This window comes from Nakamurella sp. UYEF19, assembly GCF_040546275.1.
Classification (GTDB): domain Bacteria; phylum Actinomycetota; class Actinomycetes; order Mycobacteriales; family Nakamurellaceae; genus Nakamurella.
Genome location: NZ_JBEPNO010000001.1, coordinates 169973 through 190044, shown reverse-complemented (window position 1 = coordinate 190044; position 20072 = coordinate 169973). Strand labels below are relative to the sequence as shown.

The window sequence follows — 20072 nt, the reverse complement described above, 5'->3', positions numbered from 1 at the left end:
GACCGCGGAGGGACGCGAAGTGATGAACGAGGTGTTGGGACGATTCCTGGCGTCGGTCGCCGAGCATCCGGTCCGGGCTCGGGCCGAACTCGAGCAGGCGCTGACCGCCGCTGCGGGACCGCTGGTCCAGCGCATCGGGGGCACTGATCAGGTCCTCGTCACGTTCGTCGTCATCGGGAGAACCAGCCGGCCGTACGTGTTGTGCGCGCTGTTCGACGACGAGACGGTGCCGGTCGGGATGGCCTTGGCACCGCATACGGGCGACGTCTGGTGGGTCGAGGCGCAGGCGCGCTCGGACGTGACCACGACCTATCAGTACCTGGACACGCCGATTCAATTCCACAACGACGACGTCGCCGAGTTGCACAGCGCCGATGCACTGCGCACCTATATCTTCGGCCGCTACCAGGCTTCGTTCGCCGACCCGTTCAACCCGGTCCGGCGATTTCCCGCGGTCTATCTGGCCGAATGCGAACCGAACGGCGACGGACCGAGAAAAGACAAGTGGGACCCGCTGCTGGTGCTGCCCGACACCCCCGCCTACCCGTGGCACACCCCGGTCGCGGAGCGAGGTCTCCTGCACGACCGGACCGTCCATTCCGAAGTCCTCGGAAATACTCGTACCGTCACCATCTGGACGCCGCCGGGCCACGACGCGACCTTTGACAATCACCACACCGTCGTCCTCTTCGACGGCGAGGACTATGCCTCCGACACCTTCCGCGCAGACCTGATCTTCGACAACCTGGTCACCGGGGGCCATACCCCGCCCTTCGTCGCGATCCTCGTCGGCAACGCTTCCGCATTCTCCCGTTCGCAGGAACTGCCGTGCAACCCGGCCATGGCGGCCTTCGTCGCCGATGAGCTTCTCCCGTTGCTGCGCAGGGACTTCGGTCTCTCTACTGACCCGGCCAGGGTCGCGGTCGGTGGATTCAGCTACGGGGCCCTGGCCGCCAACTGGCTGGCCTTCCTCCGGCCGGACGTGTTCGGCAACGTGCTGTCCATGTCGGCGTCGATGTGGTGGGGGAAACGCGCGGTCGACGCCGATCCGTCCGATCTGTCGCTGGGTCGCGACGACCAACCGGAGTGGCTGATCCGCCAGTACGAATCGGTGCCCGTCAAACCGATCCGCCACTGGCTCGACGTCGGAATCCTGGAGAACCAATCCTTGCCTTTCGCCGCCGAGGTGACGCAACTGTCGGCCAACCGCCATTTTCGTGATGTATTGGTGGACAGGGGCTATGACGTCGCCGGCTATCTGGAGCAGGCCGGCGCCCATGACTTCGACAACTGGCGACGAACCCTACCGATGGGGATGATCGCGCTCTTTGGCGCAGCTCACTTCGTCTGGCGCAACGAGGTCGGGAAGTAGGAGTAGACCGTGCTCTCGAACTGCACACCGTTGCCCCACGTCGGGTCTTTCTCGAACGAGAACGGCAGCGTGTCCACATTGGAGAGCAGGCTGGCCTCGGCCTGGTTCCACAGGTCGCAACCGGCGGCGCCGTCCATTTTCTGAGCCGCATCCGTCAGCTTGACGTACGCCGGATTGTTGGTACTCCCGAAGTTGTTGCCGGCCGGCGGCGTCTTCCCGCTGAAGAACTGGACCAACGTCGCCGGATCAGCCGGACCCACTCCCTGCCATGCCATGTCCCACGGATGGCTGCCGAACAGCCCGTCGTTGATGACATCGGTCGCGACCGGCTTCACCTGCACGCCGATCGCCTTCCACTGATCCACCGCGAACTCCGATGCGGCCGCCTGGGGCTGGGTCGCCGTGTCGTAGATCAGCGTCAGGGACAGGGGTTTCCCGGCCTTGCTGCGGAGCCCGTCGCTTCCGACGATCCATCCGTCGGTATCGAGCAGCGCCTTGGCCGCCGCCACATCATGCTGCGGAGAGTTCTTGGCGACGGCTCCGGCGTTGGGGCACGGGGTCGGGCCGAAGCCCAGGAACGAGGTGGGTGCCGCGCCGTTGCCCTGCGAGAAGACGTTGCGCAACTGATCCATGTCGACGGCCATCATCAACGCTTTTCGCACCTGCAGGTCGCTGATGATCGACCCCGACTTCTGATTGAAGAAGAATTCGCCCTGCGGAACCGTGGCCACCTGGTTGAAGAGCTTGGCGGCGGTGAGTCGGGCCCGGTCCGGACCTTTCACGAATCCGATGTTGACCTGCTTGTTCAGCAGCAGGTTCGCGACGGTGGTCTCGCTGGCGACGATCTGGAAGTTCACCTTCGCCGGCTGGCCAGGCACATCGGTCTTCGTGCCGTCGGGGCCCCAGGTATAGCCGGTGCGCACCGAGTAGGTGTAATGCGACTTCGGGACACGATCACCGAGCACGTAGGGTCCGGAGCCGAAGGTCTGGGTCTTGAGCAGACCTCGGTTGTCCAGGCCCTTCTGGCAGATCATGAACAGGTTCGCGATGTGATTCAGGAAGAACGCGTCGTGCGTCGGCGCCGTCAGGGTGACCGTGTTCGCGGCGACGTCGGCGGTGACCTTCGTGTCGGCCGGCACCGTGTAGCCGAGCATCGGCGACTTGTTCTTGGGATCCAGCGTGTAGGAGATGTTCTCGCCGATCACCTTGGCATTCATCGCCGTCGCGTCCGAGCACGTGACGCCCGGCTTGATCGTGAAGACGTAGCTGTTGCCCTTGGTGCTCCACGCGGTAGCCAGGTTCGGGACGAGCTTGCCCTGGGGCGAAAGACTCAGCAGCGTGTCGTAGGCCATGTAGTGGAACTGCAGCGAGCCGGAGTCCAGGGTCACGCTCGGATCGAGGTTGATGGGGTCCGACGCCACGGCGACCGTGATGCTGCCGCCGCTGACCAGGTCACCGGCCGGGGGTCCGGAGCTGACGGACGAGCCCGGCAGGCCGGCCGGACCGGAGGCAGCAGGCGAACCCTGCGGACCGGACGGAGCGGAGGTGCTGGACGAGCCCTGCCCGCCGGACGAAGCGGAGGTGCATGCTGCCATCGTGAGAAGGCCCGCGGCCATGCCGACCGCCAGGTAGTGAGCACGCATCAAGATTCCTCCAGCTGAAAGGGTGTGGAAACAGCGTGTCCAGCGGCGACGCCGATTGCATCGTCGTCCTGGCCGAACATGTCGGGTGGACTCTTGTGGGTCCGGACGAAGCGCCCCCACCCGTAGAGATGAAGGATGAGCCGAGATGAAGGATGAGCCGACGAGGAACGGCGTCCGAGGGGAGTACGGCCATCGTTGCGGTCAAGGTTGGACCCGTCCGTCCACGCCGGGTGAATCTCCGGGTCAATCCGTGGATTCGGTTCGCCGTCCGACGGTCGGCGCGTCTGGTGGTGTCGCTGTGGGTCCTGGTGACCTTCGCCGCGTTCATCATCCACCTCGTCCCGGGCGATCCGGTGCGAAAGGCGCTCGGTATCAACGCCTCGGCCGATGTGGTGGCCTCCACCCGTCACGACCTCGGGCTGGATCAGTCTGTGCCGGCCCAGTACTGGGACTACCTCGGCCACTTGATCCATGGCGACCTCGGTCGGTCGCTGTCCAGTGGGCTTCCGGTCGACGAGACGATTTCCGAACTGCTGCCGAACACGATTCTGCTGGCCCTCATCGCCTTCGGCGTGACCATCCTGGTCGCCGTCCCGCTCGGTCTGATCATGGCGGTCCTGACGCAGAACGGACGGCGGCGACCTCTCGAGCTCGCCTACACGACCGTCAGCATCGTGCTCGGGTCGATCCCGGAGTTCCTGCTCGGCGTGGCTCTGGTCTACCTGCTGGGCGTTCGCACGCATCTGCTTCCGGTCGCCGGCCAGCAGGGTGTTGCCTCCTACGTGATGCCGGTGCTTGCGCTCTCGCTCGGCGCGATCGTCGGCATCTCCCGCATCGTGCGGGTGGAGATCCTCTCGGTCCTGGAGAGGGACTACATGCGGACCGCGCGGCTCAAGCGGCTCCCCGGGTGGAAGCTCTACGTCCGGCACGCCCTGCCCAACGCCCTGACCGCCACGGCGACGATCGCCGGACTGCTGCTCGGCGGGCTGATCGCCGGCACCGTCCTGGTGGAGACGATCTTCGCCTGGCCGGGGCTGGGCCAGGTATTCGTCACCGCGATCACCAGCTACGACTTCACCATGGTCCAGGCACTCGTCCTCGTCTACGGAGGACTGGTGCTGGTGATCAACTTCCTCGTCGACCTCCTCCTCGCGGTCGTCGACCCACAAACCACCATCCGGGAGTCCTGAAACGTGACGACCGAGATGACGGTGGTGGCCGCGCAGGTCAGCAACAACTCCGTCCCGCGCAACGTCAGTCTGCGTCGGCTGCTGCGCACGCCACTGGGCATCGCGGCGCTGGTCGCCGACATCGCGCTGCTGCTGCTGGCCATCCTGGCACCGATCATCTGGGGCCGGTCCGCCGACGCCTACGACACCGCCGGCATCAACCTGCCGGCGTCGTCCGCCCACACCTTCGGGACCGACGGGCTGGGTCGTGATCTGCTGCTGCGAGTCCTGGTGGCTACTCGGTTCTCGCTCGAGCTCGCGCTCGGCGCCACTCTCATCGGAGTGTTCTTCGGTCTGTTGCTCGGTAGCCTGCCGATCGTCACCGGCGCCCGCGTCGGACGTTTCATCGTCGCCGCCTTCAATGTCCTGGTCGCATTTCCCGGCCTCATCCTGGCGATCTTCTTCTCCAGCATCTTCGGGATCGGTGCCACCGGTGCCATGCTCGCGCTCGGGGTCGCGTCCGCGCCGGTGTTCGCCCGGCTCACCCACACGCTCTCCGCCGGCGTCGCCGGTCGCGATTTCGTCTCGGCGGCCCGGATGGTCGGGGCGGGCCGGATGCGGATCATCGTTCGCCACATCCTGCCCAACATCGGCGACACCCTGATCGTCAACGTGGCGATGGGCGCCGGCGGCATGTTGCTCGCGTTCGCCGGTCTGTCGTTCCTCGGTCTGGGGGTGCAGCCCCCGTCCTTCGACTGGGGGCGGATGCTGCAGGACGGCCTCCAGCAGATCTACATCAATCCGATGGCCGCGCTCGGCCCGGGGTTGGCGATCGTGCTTGCCGGCCTGGCTCTGAACCTGACCGGTGAGGCCGCGGCGCAACTTGCGGGCCGCCGGGTCTCGACGGGTCGCCGACGCTGGCTGCCCTCCGGTCTCGCGAAGACCGAAACCGGCACGAACGGACCGTGGGCGTCCACCGATCGACCGGTGCTGGTGGTCGAAAACCTCACGGTCCGGTTTCCGGGGCCTGACGGCCACCCGATCATGCCGGTGCGCGGGGTGAGCTTCGAGATCGCCGCCGGCGAGTGCGTCGGCATCGTCGGCGAGTCGGGGTCGGGCAAATCCCTGAGCGCGCTGGCCATCGCGCAGCTGATCCAAGCGCCGGGTGACGTCGAGGCCGGCCGGCTCCTCTTCGACGGTGAGGATCTCCTGCGGCTGTCCCGGGGACGACTTCGTCGCCACCTCGCCACCTCGATGGCGATGGTGTTCCAGGACCCGATGAGCTCGTTGAACCCGGTGCGCCGGATCGGGTCCCAGCTGGCCGAGGTCGCCGTCGAGCACGGGGGCCTGAGCCGCAGGGCCGCAGCCGCCCGCGCGGTCGATCGCCTCGGCCAGGTCGGCGTTCCCGCACCGCGGCGGCGGGCCCGCCAGTACCCGTACGAGTTCTCCGGCGGTATGCGCCAGCGGGCCATGATCGCCATGGGGCTGATGCTGAGCCCGACACTGTTGATCGCCGACGAACCGACCACCGCGCTGGACGTGACCGTGCAGAAGCAGGTGCTGGAACTGATCGCAAAGGTCCGGGCCGAGCAGAACATGGCAGTCCTGCTGATCTCTCACGATCTGGCCGTCGTGTCAGCCATGTGTGACCGGATCTTGGTGATGTATGCCGGCCAGATCGTCGAGAGCATCTCCGTGGCAACGCTGCTCGCTGGGCCACGCCACCCGTACACCCGGGCGTTGCTGGCCGCCGTTCCCGACCTGCAGACCGACCGCTGCGTTCCGCTGGCCACCATCCCCGGCCGCCCTCCGCCGCCGGCCGACTTCGGAACCGGGTGCGCATTTGCGCCGCGCTGTTCGTACGCGACCGACCGCTGCAGCCGAACACCGGAACCACTCTCGATCGACGGTGACACAGTTGCCTGCTGGCACCCCCGGCAGGGGGCGAAGGGCCCGCCCCGCGCCGTCGAGCCCGGCGCTGTGTCAAGCACGATCGCGCGGACCTCATGAGCGTCCTCACTTTCGATGACGTCACCGTGACCTTCGGCCACGGCGCCAATCACATCCGGGCTGTGGACGGCTTCGACCTGACGATCGGCGAGAACACCATCGTCGGCCTGGTGGGTGAATCGGGCTCCGGCAAGTCGACGGTCGCCAAGGCCGCGGTCGGTCTGACGCGCCCCTCGCGTGGCCAGATCCTCTTGGACGGGCGCGATGTCGGGGCCGGCCGTCGTGACGCCGCCCGGGACATCCAGATGGTCTTCCAGGATCCGTACTCCTCGCTGGACCCGAGGATGACGGTAGGAGCTTCGATCGGCGAAGCACTGTTGGGCGTCCGCAGCCGGCTGCGCCGCGTCAGGGTCGGGGAACTGCTCGAACGCGTCGGCCTCGATCCGGCGCTGGCCACCGCGTTACCGTCCTTGCTTTCCGGCGGGCAACGGCAGCGGGTCGCGCTGGCCCGCGCACTTGCGGTCGAACCCACAGTACTGATCGCCGACGAGATCACCTCGGCGCTGGACGCGTCGGTGCAGGGTTCTGTGCTGAATCTGCTGCGCGACCTCCAGCGCCAGTTGGCGATGTCCGTGTTGTTCATCTCGCACAACCTCGCGACCGTCAGGTATGTCAGCGATGTCATCGCGGTGATGTATCTGGGTCGATGCGTCGAGATCGCCCCCGCCGAGGAGCTCATGTGCAACCCTTCGCACCCCTACACCCGGACGCTGTTGGAGTCTGCACCACGGATGGGGGCCAGGATCGAACCATCCGGCACCGACGACGCGCTCGAGCACGATGTACCCGACCCGGGAAAACCGCCCTCGGGGTGCCGATTTCATCCCCGGTGCCCCGTCGGCCCGCGCAGCGATCCCTCACGCACCATCTGCGTCGACGTCGATCCGCAGTCCATTGCGGCGGACCGCTCACACCAGGCGGCCTGCCACTTCGCCGGCGTGGCAGCGGGTCTCGAACCGTGAGGCCGCGGCCAGAGGGGCGATGGACCCCACTCCGATCAGCTTCTCCGACCAGTTCGACGTTCTCGAACGTCAGGATGAGCTCGACCACCAAGGCAAGTGGGCGGCCAGCCCGCGCGCTACGTCCATGATTCTCGGTTGACGGTCCTGGCTCAGCACGGTGACGACCACCTGGTCCGCGCCGGCTTGGAGATGCGAGGTGATGCGGTCCACGATCGAGCCCATGTCACCCCAGGCAATGAGTGCGTCCACGAGCCGGTCGCTCAGGCCCGAGATATCGTCCGCGCTCAGACCCATCCGGGCGAAGTTTGCCGGGTAGCCGCTCACCGTTGACAGGAAACGTAAAGGGCCGCGGGCAGTCTCGCGGGCTCGCGACGCAGTGGTGTCAAGGACGACCATCTGGTCGATGACCAGATCGCCTTCCCAGCCAAGGATCTGCCGGGCAGACGCGGTGTACTCCGGCGTGACCAGCAGCGGAATGGCCCCGGCGCAGCGATCCCGGGCGAGTCCGAGCTTGCGGGGGCCCAGCGCGGCCAACATCCGTCGGGCTGCAGGTACCGGCGGATCGCTGGTGTCCAGGCTGGTGAGGTATTCGGCCATCACCTGCAGGGGTTTCGGTTGCTGCGGGCCGCCCAGCCCGACGACGAGACGATCCGGTGCTGCGCCCTGCATCTCCCCGTAGAAGGCGGCCACGGTTTCTGGACGGTAGCGGTCCACCGAGAGGATGGCTGCGCCGACCTGAACGGTGGTGGTGGCGTAGATGATCTTGCTGATCTGCGAAAGGTCGTCGATCTGACCGCCGGGCAACCAGATGGCCCGGTAGCCCAGGTGCTCCAACTCGGCGGCCTGGGCCAGGTGCTCGTCGCCCGGGAGCACGTCGAGCGCGATGCCGACCGGACCCAGTTCGAGCCTGCCGACGGAAGTTCCTTGTTGGATCATGACGAATCCTTCTTCCCGTAGCCGTGCAGGAACACCCGGACACCGGCGTCGGAGAGCCGGTAGATTTCTTCCAGTTCCAGTGGCGCTGCCTGCAAATTGCTGCGATTGGTGCTCTCCCCCGCGACCAGCAGGACGAAATGGGCGGCCGCCAGGTCAGCGTCGTCGATGGTGAGCAAACCCTGGTCGGCGACACGAGCCAGGTGCGTGGCGATCTCCCTTCGGACCCGGAGCGGGCCTTGCTCCTGCCACGCCCGCAGAGCCGCTTCCGGTACGTGCCTGGCTTCTGCGTTGACCTGGCGCACCAACGCGAAGTGCGGCGCGAAATCGGCCTGGACCGGGGTGGCCCAGATCCGCCCGAACTCGATCAGGTCGGCCTCGAGGTCGACGATCTTGGTGAGATAGCGCTGCACCGTGATGATCTGGGCGGCGGCAACCCGGCGGGCACTGTCGACGATGACCGCCTGGAACAGCGCCGCCTTGTCCCCGAACTGGTTGTAGATCGTCCGGGTGGAAACCCCTGCAGCGCGGGCGATCCTGTCGACGCTGGCCCTGGTGTAGCCGTCGGCGGCGAACACCGTGAGTGCGCCGTCGAGCAGATCTCGGCGTTTGTCGCCGCCTCGGGAAGTGTTCATCACCCGAACCTACTACAACGGTCGTTGCATGCATAACACTGATCGTTGTACTACCACGACTTCTGTTGCAGTGGTCCGGGGAATACGAGGGTCTCGGCCTCCACCGCGCTCCCCCAGCTTCCACCTGGATAGTCCGTGACGACCGGGGAGACTAGGGAATGAGCCGGCGATCGCGGAGGTCTCGGAAGATCTCCAGGAACATCTCCTCGGTCTGGACATACTCGTGAAATCCGGCCCGACGGGCCTTGGAGCTGTCGGAGATGACGTCGTAGTCCCATCCGAAGACGAAGTTCCCGAAGGGCCAGGACGAGACGTCGGAGTATGGCGTCGGCAACAGGTTGTGGGATTTCGCCATCTCTTGCCACAGGTTGTCCTTGTCCGCCATCACGTCGGTGAGCGAGAGGCGAAGCGGCGGCGCAACGGCCAGGTCGAAGAACGCGGCGATCTTCGGCCACATGCTGCTCCACCGGAACATGTCGCCGTTGGTGATGTTGTAGGCCTGGTTGGCAGAGGCCGGGTTGGTCGCGGCCCAGATCGTGGCCTTGGCCAGAAGGTCCGCGTCGGTCATCTCGATCAGGGCGTCGTAGGCGCCGGGCCGACCCGGAAAACGCAGCGGTATACCGAGTTCCTTGCTGATGCTGGCGTAGACGGCGATCACCATGGCCAGATTCATCGGATTGCCCAGTCCGATCCCGGCGACCACTGATGGCCGCAACGCCGACCACGTCCAGTTCGACCCCCGCTGTCGGCGCTCCAGGAGTGACTGCTGGTCGACGTTGAACTCCGGTGGCATGTGCGGCGGATCGTCCTCTCGCGCGGGAGTGGCGAACGGGCCGAGATGAGCGCCGTAGACCTTGTAGCCCTGCATCAAACTGATGTGCTGCAGACCTTTTGCGATGGGTTCGACTGCGTCCAGTACGTTCGTCAGCATCGCCAGGTTCGGCCCGACAAGTTCCGCCGAGGACGGTCGATCCTGGTAGGCGGCGTAGAAGATGTGGGTCACCGCTTCGAGATCCGGGAGGTCCGCGAGATCGGCGACCGTCTGCCTGCGGTCGAGCAGGTCGACTGCGACGTGGCGGATGCGCCCGGAAGTGGGGCCTCCGCGGCGGGACAGCCCGATGATGTTCCATTCGCCCGACGAGTCGAGGTGTGCCGTCAGGTTGCCTCCGATGACTCCGTGCGCACCCACGACCAGCGCGGTCTTCTGCTCCATGGCTCCTCCATCGTTAGATCGTAATTTACCGATCTAGGTTTACCACGGATCGGTAAATTGCGATACTGCGATATAGTCGCCCAGTGACGACAGCACTGACCGAGGCAGAACTGGTGGGCGTGTTCAAAGCGCTCGCGCATCCGACCCGGCTGGCCATCCTGAGCTGGCTGAAGGATCCCGAGTCGTTCCCGCCCCAGGATCAGCCCGCCGCGTCGGTCGGCGTCTGCCTCAAGCACATCCAGGCGAGGGCCGACGTTTCGCAATCGACGGCGTCCCAATTCATGGCGGTGCTCCAACGGGCGGGTCTGGTGACATGCACCCGCATCGGCCAGTGGTCGTACTATCGCCGCAACGAAGAGGTCATCGCCTCGCTCAGGGCATCGTTCGACCTCGCCGTCTGAATGCCGACAGGAGGGCAATTCTCGGTGGCCGGAGCGGAACGAACCCACTTGCAGACGAGGCCACCAGCTCGAGATGTGCGTCGACGTCGGGGACGACACCATCACGGCACGCCGACGTGACTCGATCGCATTCGATCTCGTGGTGGATATCGGTAATCTACGCACCAGGATGGCCGGTCAAGAGTCACCGGCCAGAGCCCGAGCGTTGCAAGGATTGGACTGCCATCGATGACGCCGCCGCACGTCTGGCCCGGCCCGCGGCGCAGCATCCGGCAGGAGGCCGTCTGTCGCGGGCGGCCTCGCATGATCGCCGGATGCATCGCACTGTTGGCGGGCGAGGAGGTCGATCCACAACTGATCATGGCTCTCGCTGGTCCTGCAGCCACGGGGGTGCTCACGAACGTGGCGCCGTGGCCGGACTACTGGCTCCGCGTGTGGGGCGCCCGCGGGCTCTTGTGGGAGTGGCACGCCGACGCGACAGCCGCAATCGTCACAGCTCTCGACGACGAGGCCTGGCGGGTTCGCGAGATGGCGGCGAAGGTGGTGGCCAGGCACAAAATCGATGACGGACTCAATAGTGTGGTTGCAGCGCAACAGGATTCAAATGCCCGAGTGCGTTCGGCCGCCCGACGCGCCGTGATCGCCCTGACGAGTTGACTCGATCAGTTCATGTGTGGGCACCCAGCCCGGACAGCCCCGCACACACAAGCGCCGGTCTCCCCTTGCTGAAGACAAGCCCCCGCACGTGCTGGTCGCCGGCTGCTCCAGTCAACGGTCGACAGGTCACGCTGATCGGGCAAAGCCGCACCGGCGGCGCTACCGATGACCCTCGGTCAGGGCGTGAGCATGGGTGCGCCGTAGGCGGCGAGGAAGACGCGCACTGCTTCGTCGGCGTAGCGGCGAAGCTCTTCCTCGGCAGCGGCCGAGTCGTCTACCGGGCGGGCCATGGCTTCGTTGAGTGGGATCGACAGGATCAGCCAGTTGATGTTCTGTGCAGCGAGGGCCGAGTCGCTGACGCGCAGGAGGCCGCGCCGGTCCAGTGCCTCGAACCATCGGACGAACGTTTAATACGCCTGCGCCGGGCCGTTGCTGTCCCAGGCGGCCGCGAGCTCGGGGAAGCGCTCGGCCTCACCGATGACGACCCGTCGAGGACGGATCAGGTGCGGCTGCATCACCGCTGCGAGATAGGCACGCGCGAAGGCGCGGAGATCGGTCTCGAGGTCCAGGCTGGCGGGGACGGCCTCACCGAGGGCGGCGACCGTCGTCTCGGCATTGCCCATGTCGCCGGTGAGCAACTCGACGAACATTCGTCGCTTGTCACCGAAGTGCTTGTAGACGGTCTGCCTGGACACACCCCCGCCAGCGCGGCGACGTCATCCATGCTCGTGCCGAGGTAGCCGTGCTGACGACGGCCACCGGTAGCGCCCGATGGTGACGCTGGTGGGGTCGGCCGTTCCTGCGGGAACGCCCAGGGGACGAAACGGACAGCAGATGACCGGTCAGCCCAGAGAGGCCGGCATGACCGAGCGGGCTGCGATGGCATCCTTGCGCAGGACGTCCGCAAGATCTCTGCTGACGACCCGCTCCGTGGTTGCCTCGACCGCGGTGATCCGATCGAGACGGAAGCCGCGGACGCCCCCGCGCAGCCGGCACCACCCGATGAGGTACCACTGCCCGCCAGCAGCGAGCAGACCGATCGGTTCGACCTCGCGAGTGGTGACCGCCTGCTCTGCATCCGAGTAGGTGAGCCGAACGAGCAGTTGGGCGGCGGTCGCGCGCTCGATGACGGCTGCGTTGCGCGTGGAACTCGCGGGAAGCACCGCAACGCGTGTTCTCCACCGATCCACGCCGGTCGAGCCTGCCCGGTCCAGCACCCCGGCGATCTTGCCCCAGGCGGATTGGGCAGCGCCGCCCATCGGGGCCCCGCCGCCGGCCGCCGCCGCCGCCGCGAGCATCAGCGCCACCGCCTCCGGTGCGGTGAGGTTGATCGGCGGGAGCGTCATAGCCGCATCGACGGTCCACCCCCCGCCGCGGCCCTCCTCCCATCGGATGGGAAGGCCGGCCGCCATCAACGCCTGGAGGTCTCGTTGGATGGTACGAGACGAAACCTCCTGCTGCCTGGCCAATTCGGCCACGGCGACCAGCACCGGTGCGGCCGCACGCAAAGATTCAGCAACCGCGTACAACCGGCTCAGCCTGGTCATGGCTCCATCCGACCCCCCGCAGCCAGAGCGAGATGCCGGCGCAGGAAAGCGTGCTCCCCCCCCCCCCGCGGGCAGCCGCCGTCGTGGGGCCGGCGATCAGGGTGAACGCATGAACGGCGCCGGCGACGAGATCGAGTTCGGTGGCGGCCTCCCTGCGCCATCTGGCCTCCATCATCAAGGTGTCGTCCAGTAGTCCGTCGCGTGTGCCGCAGAGGAACCGCGCCGGGGGCAGCTGAGCCAAGTCGGCGTAGAGCGGCGAGATTTCGGGGGCACGCAACAGGGCGTCATCGGCGTCCGGGAGCAGTGCACGATTCAACGTGCCGAAGGTGCCGGGACCCCGCCGACGGCTCGGCGTACCGGCCAGGTCGAAGCAGCCGAAGGTGAGAACCGCGGCCCGGAAGGGTATCCGAGCGGTGTCCCGCAAGCGGATCAGGGTCGTCACCGACAAGTGAGCACCCGCCGATTCCCCACCGATCGCCCAGAAACCGCTCTGCGCGGTCACTTCCCGTGCGACCACTTCGCAGTCGGACATGGCAGCCCGGAGATCATATTCGGGAACCAATCGATACCCCACGCTCACCACTTGCAGGCCGGTGGCATCCGAGAGTGCGAGCAGTCGTTCGTCCTGCGATTCGTGAGAGCCGAAAGACCATCCGCCGCCATGGATGTGCAGGTAGCCACCCGTCGCAAGCTGGCCGACCGGCGGATCGATCACCCGGCATGGCACACCGGCGATGACCCTGGTGGACAACCGGGGGTCATCCAGCCTCGCGTTGGACAGGGCACCCCCCGCGCGCAGGAGTTGCCAGGCCTCGTGGTCGTCGGGCTCCGGATATCCGGCGCTCAGGAGAGGCTCCAGCCCCGCACCTGTGCGGGCAGTATCGCCGAGGCTGGCAAGGCCACTGGTGGCAAGGGCGATTTCGCGACGATCGAGGTTGATCATGTCGACAGCCTGCCCCCTCCTCGCGACAACGGGGTGTCACCGTTCCACCAGTGGTTGCGGTGTCCCGACGGCCCCAACCAGACAATGCCATTCCGACAACCCGTCACCGACACGTCAAACTCACCGAAGGTGCCGCGGGCCGAGGGCGGGAACGGTGCCGATGGACGTGCCACTGCCGGCGGTTCTGTCGGAAAGCCGATGCCGCACTACGGGTCTGATGTACTCCGAGGTCCGCGGCATGGTCATCCAGGTGACCGTCCCGGACCCGGTCGAAGCCGGAGAGGTCTGCATGCTCTGCCCTTCATCGGTGATCAACCGCGTCGTCGGTCCCTGGACCCCGTCGACCTGCACCGTCACGGTGACCGGATCGGACGGTGCGGCGCGGCGCCCAGGTAATGACCGACAAGGGCCGTCGTGGCCGCGTACTGACCTCATCGATGACCCGCAGCTGGTCGTCGGTGTGGGTGGCGTGGCCGCACCGGCGGCGATGCGACTGGAATAGGTGATCGGATCACGCCCTGCCATGGTTGCTCCCGTGATCAATGTGCCTCCACTTGCGGCCGGCAGACGGCATTCGGTCGGTCGCCGATCGACCGGCGGCGCTTTCGTAGTGGGCAACGGCGCTGCAGGTGAGAGCAACACCCACCTGTGGCGCGACGTGGTCGCCGTCGCAGCGGGCAACGTGCACGCTGCGCGAAACACTGGCCGTTCGCACACCGTCGGGCTGAGAACGGACGGAACCGTGGTAGCCGCGGGGTGGAACGGTGACGGTCAATGTGAGGTGGGCGGGTGGCTGGATGTCAAGACCATTGCCGCTGGCTGGCGCCGCACGCTCGGCGCACGGGTGAACGGCACGGTGCTGGCTGCCGGCCGCAACGTCGAGCGCCAGTGCGACGTCGGTAGTTGGCAGAACATCGTGGCGCTCGCCTGCGGTGACTGGCATTCGGTCGGGGTTCTGAAGAACGGAACCGCGATGGCCGTTGGAAACAACCGCGCGGGACAATGTGACGTCGACGAGTGGAGCGATCTTGTCGGCATCACTGCGGGGCATCTTCACACGGTGGGACTTCGATTCGATGGCTCGGTCGTGGCGGCAGGACGCCACGGTTCGGCTGGGTGTCAGGTCGCCGAGTGGCGGAGAATCGTCATGGTTGCCGCGGGAAGTCACCACACCGTCGGCCTTCTCGCGAACGGAGGAGTCCTCGCGATCGGGGACAACATTCACGGCCAGTGCGACGTTCGTGGCTGGCGTGACATCGTCGCCGTCGCGGCGGGCTCGGCCCATACCCTCGGCCTTCGCCTCGACGGCACGGTGGTAGCGGCGGGGAACAATGCAGACGGGCAGTGCGATGTCGACGGGTGGCGGGGCATTCAGCAGGCGAGGTAGAGAGATACCGTTGGTCCGTCCGCAGCAATACCTGATAAAGGTGGCAATGGATCGAGGACACCTTTCATTGAAAGTGGAGGTGTTGTGGTGGCCCGGCCGTAGCAACCGTCGACCGATTGCTACCGTGATAGCCGTGGACCTGATCGAGCCCGCATCCGTGGAATGTGAGCGATGGGTACGTCTGCCGCCGCTCGGCTCGTCGAACCACGCCGGCGCCAGTTCGGGGGTACAGCACAGGTGACGGGATCGGTTCACCGCGCTACTGGTGCCCCGACCATTCCGGGGTGGAACGGCTATGCACGATGGTCCGGGGCAGCCTCGATGTCGTCGGGCATCGATTCCCTCGTCAGAGACGAAGGTGAGGGCGATCGAGTGCGGCCAGTGAGCCGGATGTTGGTGACGAGCAGTACTGCGGCCAGGACGAGTACGAGCCCGGCGGGCGTGGCCCAGGTGAGAGGCTCGTGCAGGAAGACCGCCCCCCACAACAACCCGAACAGCGGCACCAGGAAGGTCACCGACAGCGCGCCGGCGGGACCGACGCGGCGAATCAGCCGGTAGAACAAGCCGAAACCCACTGCGGTGCAGGCTAGAGCAAGGGCCAGCACCGCCAGGACCACGCCGGAATCTGGGCTACGCGCCGGGGGCAGCGCCAGCATGGGGACCACCAGCAGAACCGCCGCCCCCAACTGTTGGCCGGTCGCGGTCACCAACGCCGGGGTCTGCGCGAAGCGGGTCGCCGCGTAAACACCGCCAAGGGCGTAGAACAGTGCAGCCAGCAAACTCGCCCCGGCGGCCAGCATCAGCGCACCGTCGAGCCGCAGGGGACCCAACCCGACCAGTACGACCACTCCGGCCAGGCCGAGCACCACGCCGGCCAGCCGCCGTACCGACAGGCGCTCTCGCAGCCGGACGGCCGAGATCAGCAACGTGAACAACGGAGTGGTGGCATTCAGGATCGCCGCCAGCGACGAACTCAGGCGCAGCTCGGCCGCAGCGATCAGGGTGAACGGCGCCGCCGCGGACAGGCCGCCCAGCACAAGGAATCCCCGCCAGTCACGGCGCACATCCGGTAGCCGCCGGACGAGCAGAGCTACCGCGAGCAGCGCCAAACCGGCGAGGGCGACTCGCACCTCGATCAGCGCAACCGGTCCGAGCACCGGCACCGCCACCCGGACGAACAGGAACGATGCGCCCCACAACGCTGCCAAAAGCAGCAGAGCTACGCCGTCGACCAGAGCCATCACCACTCCCCCTCCCACTCGGCCGGTTGCTTCCTTGCTCAGTCGTAGTCGACACTGAGCGCATGAGTCCAACAAGAGCTGGTCACCTACAACATGAGCGCCGTTCATGAATCTGGCCCAGTTGCGGACCTTCGCCGCCGTGGCCCAGACCGGCCGAATCACCGACGCCGCCGTGCGTCTGAAGATCACCCAGTCCGCCGTCAGTCATGCCTTGACCTCGCTGGAGACCGAACTCGGCGTCCAGCTGGTGGTACGCGACCGCACCGGCAGCACGCTCACCGACGTCGGCCGGACGCTGCTCCCGCACGCCGAAACGGCGTTGCGCGCGGTTGATCGGCTCGCAGACGAGGCGGCCGAGGTCACCGGACTCCAGCGGGGGCGGCTGCGGCTGGGCGCGTTTCCTACTGCCTGCCAGCTGCTCTCGCCGCTGATCCGGGCATTCGGCCGTCGATTCCCGGCAGTGCAGATCGTCCTGCTCGAGGGCAGTGACACGGAGGTCGGCGAGTGGATCGCCGCCCGGGTAGTCGATCTCGGCGTCGTCACCGGGCCGCGCGATGATCTCAGCACCACGCCGCTGGCCCAGGACGAGATGCTGGCCGTGTTCCCCACCGGCCACCCCTTGGCCGAACAGACCGAGGTCGAGCTGGCCGACCTCGCCGACGACCCGTTCCTGCTATCCAGCGGCGGTTGCGAACCCCTCATCCGCGGCCTCTACAGTGCTGCGCGGCTGCCGTTCACCCCCGCCCACCACATTCGCGAGATGGCCACGCTGCTGGCCATGGTCCGCGACGACCTCGGCGTCAGCGTCGTGCCCAGCTTCGCAGTGGACCCCGCTCCGATCGGGCTGGTCACCGTGCCGCTCCGCCCCCGGGTGCCCCGCCACCTGCTCCTGGCGGCACCGACCGCCGACCAACTCAGCCCTGCAGCCCGTGCCTTTCTGACGTTCATCGATCTCGAACGCTAACTGCCGGTACCCCCCGAGGCGCAAGCGGCTTGATCAGAATTCCGACGAGGGCGGGGCGCGCTGGGCCTGCGAACCGATTGGACCGACCAAACCCTTCACTGCATTGCAAGCCGCACACTCGGTGGCCTCGGCGTTGGCGTTGACGATGATGCGTTCGGTGCCCCGCAACGCCCAGTAGGTCCGGTGCCGCCGGATTTCCTGGCCGTCGAGTTCCATGCCCTCCACCAGGTCGAACTGATCACCATTCTGCGTCTCCTGCGGGTAATCCCAGATCAACATGGTCCCGTCGAACATGTACCTACCCGTTGTCTCCCAGAGGGGCACGTACAAGAGGACGCCCCCCGTTGATGCCACCGTAGACTGAGAGGAGCCATTATTTGAATTCGGCTCGCTCAACGAATTTGTTTGGCGAAATAATGGCCGTGGCAATCTCCCCTGCAACGATCGGTTTGTTACGTCGGCATGGGTCGCTTGCCAAGCCCTGCTCCTCAACGCCCCGTTGGTTCATTCCCATAGGCCACGGCAAGTTCAATGAAGGATGGACCGACGGCGGCAGCGGAACCACACCAGTGCAGCATGAGCGCCGATACGATCGTGTTGAACAGGTGGATGGCCCAAATCGGACCTGCGGGGAGGGTGATGACATAGAAGCTCTGCAGGATGTTTCTTTTCAGCTCGAGGGATCAGGTCTGACCGCAGGCGATGGCGTCGGCGGTCAGACCTGATACCGAGCCGGTGGTTACCAGCGGATGGGGCCGTCAGCGTCGACGAATGTGCCGGATGGAGCGCCAGCGGGCAGCGTTGCCGCGGTGAGCACCACCTGCGCGGCCTCTTCCGGGGTGGTCGGCGCGTGGTCGCGGTTGACCGGAGTCAGGTCGGTCTGGACGAAACCGGGACAGACCGAGGTGACCAGGATCGGGGTGTCGGCCAGCGCCTTGGACAGGCTGATGGTGAAGCTGTTCAGCGCGGCCTTGGACGCCTGGTACGCCGGCACGATCATCGAGTAGTAGGCCGACGATGGATCGGCCTGCTCGGCAAGGGAGCCCATACGGGTCGAGATGTTGACGATGCGCCCGGCCTCGCTCTTGCGTAGCAGGGGCAGGAACGCTTCGACGACGTTGAACGGTCCTAGGACGTTCGTGGCGAACGTGCTGGCCGCCACGGCGGGGTAAGCCACTTCGGCTCCCGGGGAGGTCCCCTCGGGCAGGGCTCCCGCGTTGTTGACCAGGACGTCGACGTGACGGAACTCGTCGCCGATCTGCTGGGCGGCTGTGGCAGCGTTCTCCGGTGAGGTCACGTCCAGCACCACCCCCCGGACTTGAATGCCCTCGTTGTTCAGCTGGTGTGCTGCTGCGTCCACATCCAGCTGTGACCGCCCGGTCACAACAACGGTGAATCCGTGGTGCCCCAACGCGGCAGCGGTGGCCGCTCCGATTCCTCGGGTGGCTCCAGTGATGACAGCGACTCTCGACATAGTGCACTCCTCATTGGACAACGCGGACCGCCCGGTGGCGGTGCGATAGCCGAACAGTGCCAGCGACTTTGCTCTGGTGCTGGCGGGATTCGGACTCCGCATTCACATCCTCGAATCGAGGTTCGTCGCCCTGACGCGCAAGGGCCGGGGACTGGGTCGCGACGTCGATTGCATTGCAGAACAGACGGGTTTCACGTGACCGAAAGGGCGGTGGAGGACCGACAATCTTCGAATGTCCCGGGCGGTTCAGCTGCACTGGTCGGTCAGCCGCTGCTGCAGCCGCTCCAGGCCCGCACCGATCATGCGGCCATAGCCGTCATCGCCCAACGCCGCACATGCGGCCCGACCCTTTGCCGCGTGATCGGCGGCCAGATGATGATCACCGAGCTTGCGATAGGCCTCGCGGAGGTTCAGGTGCAGCGATGGGAACAGCACGAGCACCGAACTGCCGACGCCGGCTTGGAGCACGCGGTGGTCACTGATTGACTCAGCTGCCTCCAGCGCTCGCAGGTCCCACATCAGCTCCCGGTGGACGTCGTCCTGCAGGTCAGCAGTCCAATGAGCGATCGCGCACCGGTGAACAGGGTCGCCATCCGGACCGACCTGGGCCCACAATGCGGAGAAAACTTCGCTGGCGATCCGTTTCTCGCCCCGCTGACTCAACTCGATACCGCGGCCCACCTGCGCCATCACGGCGTCCGGTTCGGGGGTGGTCACGGTCGGATCGACTCAGCGGGGTATTTCACGGGCCGCCTCGGGCCACAGCAGGTGCTGGGCGGTACGCCTGGTTCGGTGTGCCGGTGGGTGCGTGGACCCGGCCGGCGCACCGCCGGCCTCGGACCCGAGCGCGGACATGGTGGCCACCTGCCAATGCGGCGGTAGGGCGAAGTCCCGGCTCACCGCGTCCCGGTCGAAGGCCCGGAACTGGCGGGTGGACAGTCCGAGAGACTGTGCCTGCAAGGTCATGTGGGCCACCGCCTGCCCGAGGTCGTAGAGCGAGAACTCGGAGTACTCCCAGTCTGTGTCCTGCACGTAGCGGTGGCACAGGTTCGCGATCAGCAGGCTCGCCGAGGGCGCCCAGACCGCGGAACTCCTGGCCAGGTGTGAGGCGAGCCGCTGATGTATCTCATCGCCCCGACGGCCGACGATGAACGCCCACGGCTGCGAATTGCCCGCCGACGGCGCCCACCGCGCCGCCTCCAGCAATGACTCGATCTCAGGCGATCCAACCTCGGCCGCCACGTCGAAGCGGGTAGGACTCCACCGCGATGCCAACAGCGGATGCAACAGCGGCGCGGGCTTCGATTTCATTTCCGGAGTCTGTCAGCACAAGGGCTCCCGTCGACGAGGCCACCAACCGGCATCCGTCATGACCGGCATCCGTCATGACCGTCATCCTTCATGACCGTCATCATCTGTCATCCACCGTCATCGACCGGAATGAGAACCTGCACGATGGGCCGGATTGCGGATCCCATTCCAGTCGATGAGCCTCACCCAGGTGTGGCCGTCCACGGGCCG

At 66.5% G+C, this 20072-nt stretch carries 20 protein-coding genes and 1 pseudogene; 9 read left to right on the top strand and 12 right to left on the bottom strand.

The features are described 5' to 3' along the window. Positions 1 to 22 precede the first annotated feature (22 nt). Positions 23 to 1372, top strand: coding sequence for an alpha/beta hydrolase (locus ABIB25_RS00895; RefSeq protein WP_354526517.1), 1350 nt, complete (start codon positions 23 to 25; stop codon positions 1370 to 1372). On the opposite strand, the gene ABIB25_RS00890 is transcribed toward ABIB25_RS00895, so the two are convergent. Further along, on the bottom strand, positions 1339 to 3015 hold the full coding sequence (locus tag ABIB25_RS00890; protein ID WP_354526516.1) for an ABC transporter substrate-binding protein: 1677 nt from the start codon (positions 3013 to 3015) through the stop codon (positions 1339 to 1341). The genes ABIB25_RS00895 and ABIB25_RS00890 overlap by 34 nt on opposite strands. A 152-nt stretch (positions 3016 to 3167) precedes the next feature. On the opposite strand from ABIB25_RS00890, the gene ABIB25_RS00885 reads away from it, so the two are divergent. The 3 genes from ABIB25_RS00885 to ABIB25_RS00875 are packed head-to-tail and all read left to right on the top strand — an operon-like array spanning position 3168 to position 7156. Continuing rightward, complete coding sequence (locus ABIB25_RS00885) at positions 3168 to 4205, top strand: ABC transporter permease (RefSeq protein WP_354526515.1); 1038 nt, start codon at positions 3168 to 3170, stop codon at positions 4203 to 4205. Positions 4206 to 4208: 3 nt separating this feature from the next. Beyond that, positions 4209 to 6194 carry a dipeptide/oligopeptide/nickel ABC transporter permease/ATP-binding protein gene (locus ABIB25_RS00880; RefSeq protein ID WP_354526514.1) on the top strand — a complete coding sequence of 662 codons (1986 nt, stop codon included), beginning with the start codon at positions 4209 to 4211 and terminating at the stop codon, positions 6192 to 6194. Then, entirely contained in the window at positions 6191 to 7156 is a 966-nt protein-coding gene (locus tag ABIB25_RS00875) for an oligopeptide/dipeptide ABC transporter ATP-binding protein (RefSeq protein ID WP_354526513.1), read from the top strand. The genes ABIB25_RS00880 and ABIB25_RS00875 overlap by 4 nt, the downstream gene beginning before the upstream one ends. 69 nt (positions 7157 to 7225) lie before the next feature. Here ABIB25_RS00875 and ABIB25_RS00870 read toward each other — a convergent pair whose 3' ends face one another. The 3 genes from ABIB25_RS00870 to ABIB25_RS00860 form a co-directional block, all read right to left on the bottom strand. Then, positions 7226 to 8092, bottom strand: a complete 867-nt coding sequence (locus tag ABIB25_RS00870; RefSeq protein WP_354526512.1) for a TIGR03620 family F420-dependent LLM class oxidoreductase — start codon at positions 8090 to 8092, stop codon at positions 7226 to 7228. After that, positions 8089 to 8724, bottom strand: a complete 636-nt coding sequence (locus ABIB25_RS00865) for a TetR/AcrR family transcriptional regulator (protein ID WP_354526511.1) — start codon at positions 8722 to 8724, stop codon at positions 8089 to 8091. The genes ABIB25_RS00870 and ABIB25_RS00865 overlap by 4 nt, the downstream gene beginning before the upstream one ends. A 151-nt stretch (positions 8725 to 8875) precedes the next feature. Next, positions 8876 to 9937, bottom strand: a complete 1062-nt coding sequence (locus tag ABIB25_RS00860) for an SDR family oxidoreductase (protein ID WP_354526510.1) — start codon at positions 9935 to 9937, stop codon at positions 8876 to 8878. An 83-nt stretch (positions 9938 to 10020) separates the two neighbouring features. Here ABIB25_RS00860 and ABIB25_RS00855 point away from each other — a divergent pair, with 83 nt between their 5' ends. Together ABIB25_RS00855 and ABIB25_RS00850 are read left to right on the top strand one after the other, a co-directional pair. Further along, positions 10021 to 10338 carry an ArsR/SmtB family transcription factor gene (locus ABIB25_RS00855; protein ID WP_354526509.1) on the top strand — a complete coding sequence of 106 codons (318 nt, stop codon included), beginning with the start codon at positions 10021 to 10023 and terminating at the stop codon, positions 10336 to 10338. 228 nt (positions 10339 to 10566) lie between these two features. Then, entirely contained in the window at positions 10567 to 10995 is a 429-nt protein-coding gene (locus ABIB25_RS00850; protein WP_354526508.1) for a hypothetical protein, read from the top strand. 176 nt (positions 10996 to 11171) lie between these two features. On the opposite strand, the pseudogene ABIB25_RS00845 reads toward ABIB25_RS00850, so the two are convergent. The 3 genes and pseudogenes from ABIB25_RS00845 to ABIB25_RS00835 all read right to left on the bottom strand — a co-directional run bounded on the left by ABIB25_RS00845 (position 11172) and on the right by ABIB25_RS00835 (position 13485). Next, positions 11172 to 11618: pseudogene (locus ABIB25_RS00845) on the bottom strand (TetR/AcrR family transcriptional regulator C-terminal domain-containing protein). A gap of 219 nt (positions 11619 to 11837) precedes the next feature. Further along, a complete protein-coding gene (locus ABIB25_RS00840; RefSeq protein ID WP_354526507.1) occupies positions 11838 to 12542 on the bottom strand; it encodes a helix-turn-helix transcriptional regulator in 705 nt (234 codons plus the stop codon). Then, the gene (locus ABIB25_RS00835; RefSeq protein ID WP_354526506.1) at positions 12508 to 13485 is read right to left on the bottom strand and encodes an alpha/beta hydrolase; all 978 of its coding nucleotides are present in this window, start codon (positions 13483 to 13485) and stop codon (positions 12508 to 12510) included. The genes ABIB25_RS00840 and ABIB25_RS00835 overlap by 35 nt, the downstream gene beginning before the upstream one ends. Before the next feature lie 217 nt (positions 13486 to 13702). Here ABIB25_RS00835 and ABIB25_RS00830 point away from each other — a divergent pair, with 217 nt between their 5' ends. After that, on the top strand, positions 13703 to 13987 hold the full coding sequence (locus tag ABIB25_RS00830; RefSeq protein WP_354526505.1) for a hypothetical protein: 285 nt from the start codon (positions 13703 to 13705) through the stop codon (positions 13985 to 13987). Between the two features lie 42 nt (positions 13988 to 14029). After that, positions 14030 to 14872, top strand: coding sequence for an RCC1 domain-containing protein (locus tag ABIB25_RS00825; RefSeq protein ID WP_354526966.1), 843 nt, complete (start codon positions 14030 to 14032; stop codon positions 14870 to 14872). A 293-nt stretch (positions 14873 to 15165) separates the two neighbouring features. On the opposite strand, the gene ABIB25_RS00820 is transcribed toward ABIB25_RS00825, so the two are convergent. Further along, positions 15166 to 16113 carry a DMT family transporter gene (locus ABIB25_RS00820; RefSeq protein ID WP_354526504.1) on the bottom strand — a complete coding sequence of 316 codons (948 nt, stop codon included), beginning with the start codon at positions 16111 to 16113 and terminating at the stop codon, positions 15166 to 15168. A 106-nt stretch (positions 16114 to 16219) separates the two neighbouring features. Here ABIB25_RS00820 and ABIB25_RS00815 point away from each other — a divergent pair, with 106 nt between their 5' ends. Continuing rightward, positions 16220 to 17077, top strand: coding sequence for a LysR family transcriptional regulator (locus ABIB25_RS00815; protein WP_354526503.1), 858 nt, complete (start codon positions 16220 to 16222; stop codon positions 17075 to 17077). A 33-nt stretch (positions 17078 to 17110) separates the two neighbouring features. Here the strand turns inward: ABIB25_RS00815 and ABIB25_RS00810 are convergent, their stop codons facing one another. From ABIB25_RS00810 to ABIB25_RS00795, 4 genes are all read right to left on the bottom strand, one after another. Then, entirely contained in the window at positions 17111 to 17371 is a 261-nt protein-coding gene (locus ABIB25_RS00810; protein ID WP_354526502.1) for a hypothetical protein, read from the bottom strand. A gap of 445 nt (positions 17372 to 17816) precedes the next feature. Next, positions 17817 to 18551, bottom strand: coding sequence for an SDR family NAD(P)-dependent oxidoreductase (locus tag ABIB25_RS00805; protein WP_354526501.1), 735 nt, complete (start codon positions 18549 to 18551; stop codon positions 17817 to 17819). A gap of 246 nt (positions 18552 to 18797) precedes the next feature. Next, complete coding sequence (locus tag ABIB25_RS00800; RefSeq protein WP_354526500.1) at positions 18798 to 19268, bottom strand: hypothetical protein; 471 nt, start codon at positions 19266 to 19268, stop codon at positions 18798 to 18800. 12 nt (positions 19269 to 19280) lie between these two features. Continuing rightward, complete coding sequence (locus ABIB25_RS00795) at positions 19281 to 19862, bottom strand: nitroreductase family protein (RefSeq protein WP_354526499.1); 582 nt, start codon at positions 19860 to 19862, stop codon at positions 19281 to 19283. Positions 19863 to 20072 lie beyond the last annotated feature (210 nt).

Coding starts and splice junctions, on each gene's coding strand:
- ABIB25_RS00895 (WP_354526517.1), top strand. CDS start 23: ATGAACGAGGTGTTGGGACGATTCCTGGCGTCGGTCGCCGAGCATCCG.
- ABIB25_RS00890 (WP_354526516.1), bottom strand. CDS start 3,015: ATGCGTGCTCACTACCTGGCGGTCGGCATGGCCGCGGGCCTTCTCACG.
- ABIB25_RS00885 (WP_354526515.1), top strand. CDS start 3,168: ATGAGCCGACGAGGAACGGCGTCCGAGGGGAGTACGGCCATCGTTGCG.
- ABIB25_RS00875 (WP_354526513.1), top strand. CDS start 6,191: ATGAGCGTCCTCACTTTCGATGACGTCACCGTGACCTTCGGCCACGGC.
- ABIB25_RS00870 (WP_354526512.1), bottom strand. CDS start 8,092: ATGATCCAACAAGGAACTTCCGTCGGCAGGCTCGAACTGGGTCCGGTC.
- ABIB25_RS00865 (WP_354526511.1), bottom strand. CDS start 8,724: ATGAACACTTCCCGAGGCGGCGACAAACGCCGAGATCTGCTCGACGGC.
- ABIB25_RS00860 (WP_354526510.1), bottom strand. CDS start 9,937: ATGGAGCAGAAGACCGCGCTGGTCGTGGGTGCGCACGGAGTCATCGGA.
- ABIB25_RS00850 (WP_354526508.1), top strand. CDS start 10,567: ATGACGCCGCCGCACGTCTGGCCCGGCCCGCGGCGCAGCATCCGGCAG.
- ABIB25_RS00840 (WP_354526507.1), bottom strand. CDS start 12,542: ATGACCAGGCTGAGCCGGTTGTACGCGGTTGCTGAATCTTTGCGTGCG.
- ABIB25_RS00835 (WP_354526506.1), bottom strand. CDS start 13,485: ATGATCAACCTCGATCGTCGCGAAATCGCCCTTGCCACCAGTGGCCTT.
- ABIB25_RS00830 (WP_354526505.1), top strand. CDS start 13,703: ATGTACTCCGAGGTCCGCGGCATGGTCATCCAGGTGACCGTCCCGGAC.
- ABIB25_RS00820 (WP_354526504.1), bottom strand. CDS start 16,113: ATGGCTCTGGTCGACGGCGTAGCTCTGCTGCTTTTGGCAGCGTTGTGG.
- ABIB25_RS00815 (WP_354526503.1), top strand. CDS start 16,220: ATGAATCTGGCCCAGTTGCGGACCTTCGCCGCCGTGGCCCAGACCGGC.
- ABIB25_RS00810 (WP_354526502.1), bottom strand. CDS start 17,371: ATGTTCGACGGGACCATGTTGATCTGGGATTACCCGCAGGAGACGCAG.
- ABIB25_RS00805 (WP_354526501.1), bottom strand. CDS start 18,551: ATGTCGAGAGTCGCTGTCATCACTGGAGCCACCCGAGGAATCGGAGCG.
- ABIB25_RS00795 (WP_354526499.1), bottom strand. CDS start 19,862: ATGAAATCGAAGCCCGCGCCGCTGTTGCATCCGCTGTTGGCATCGCGG.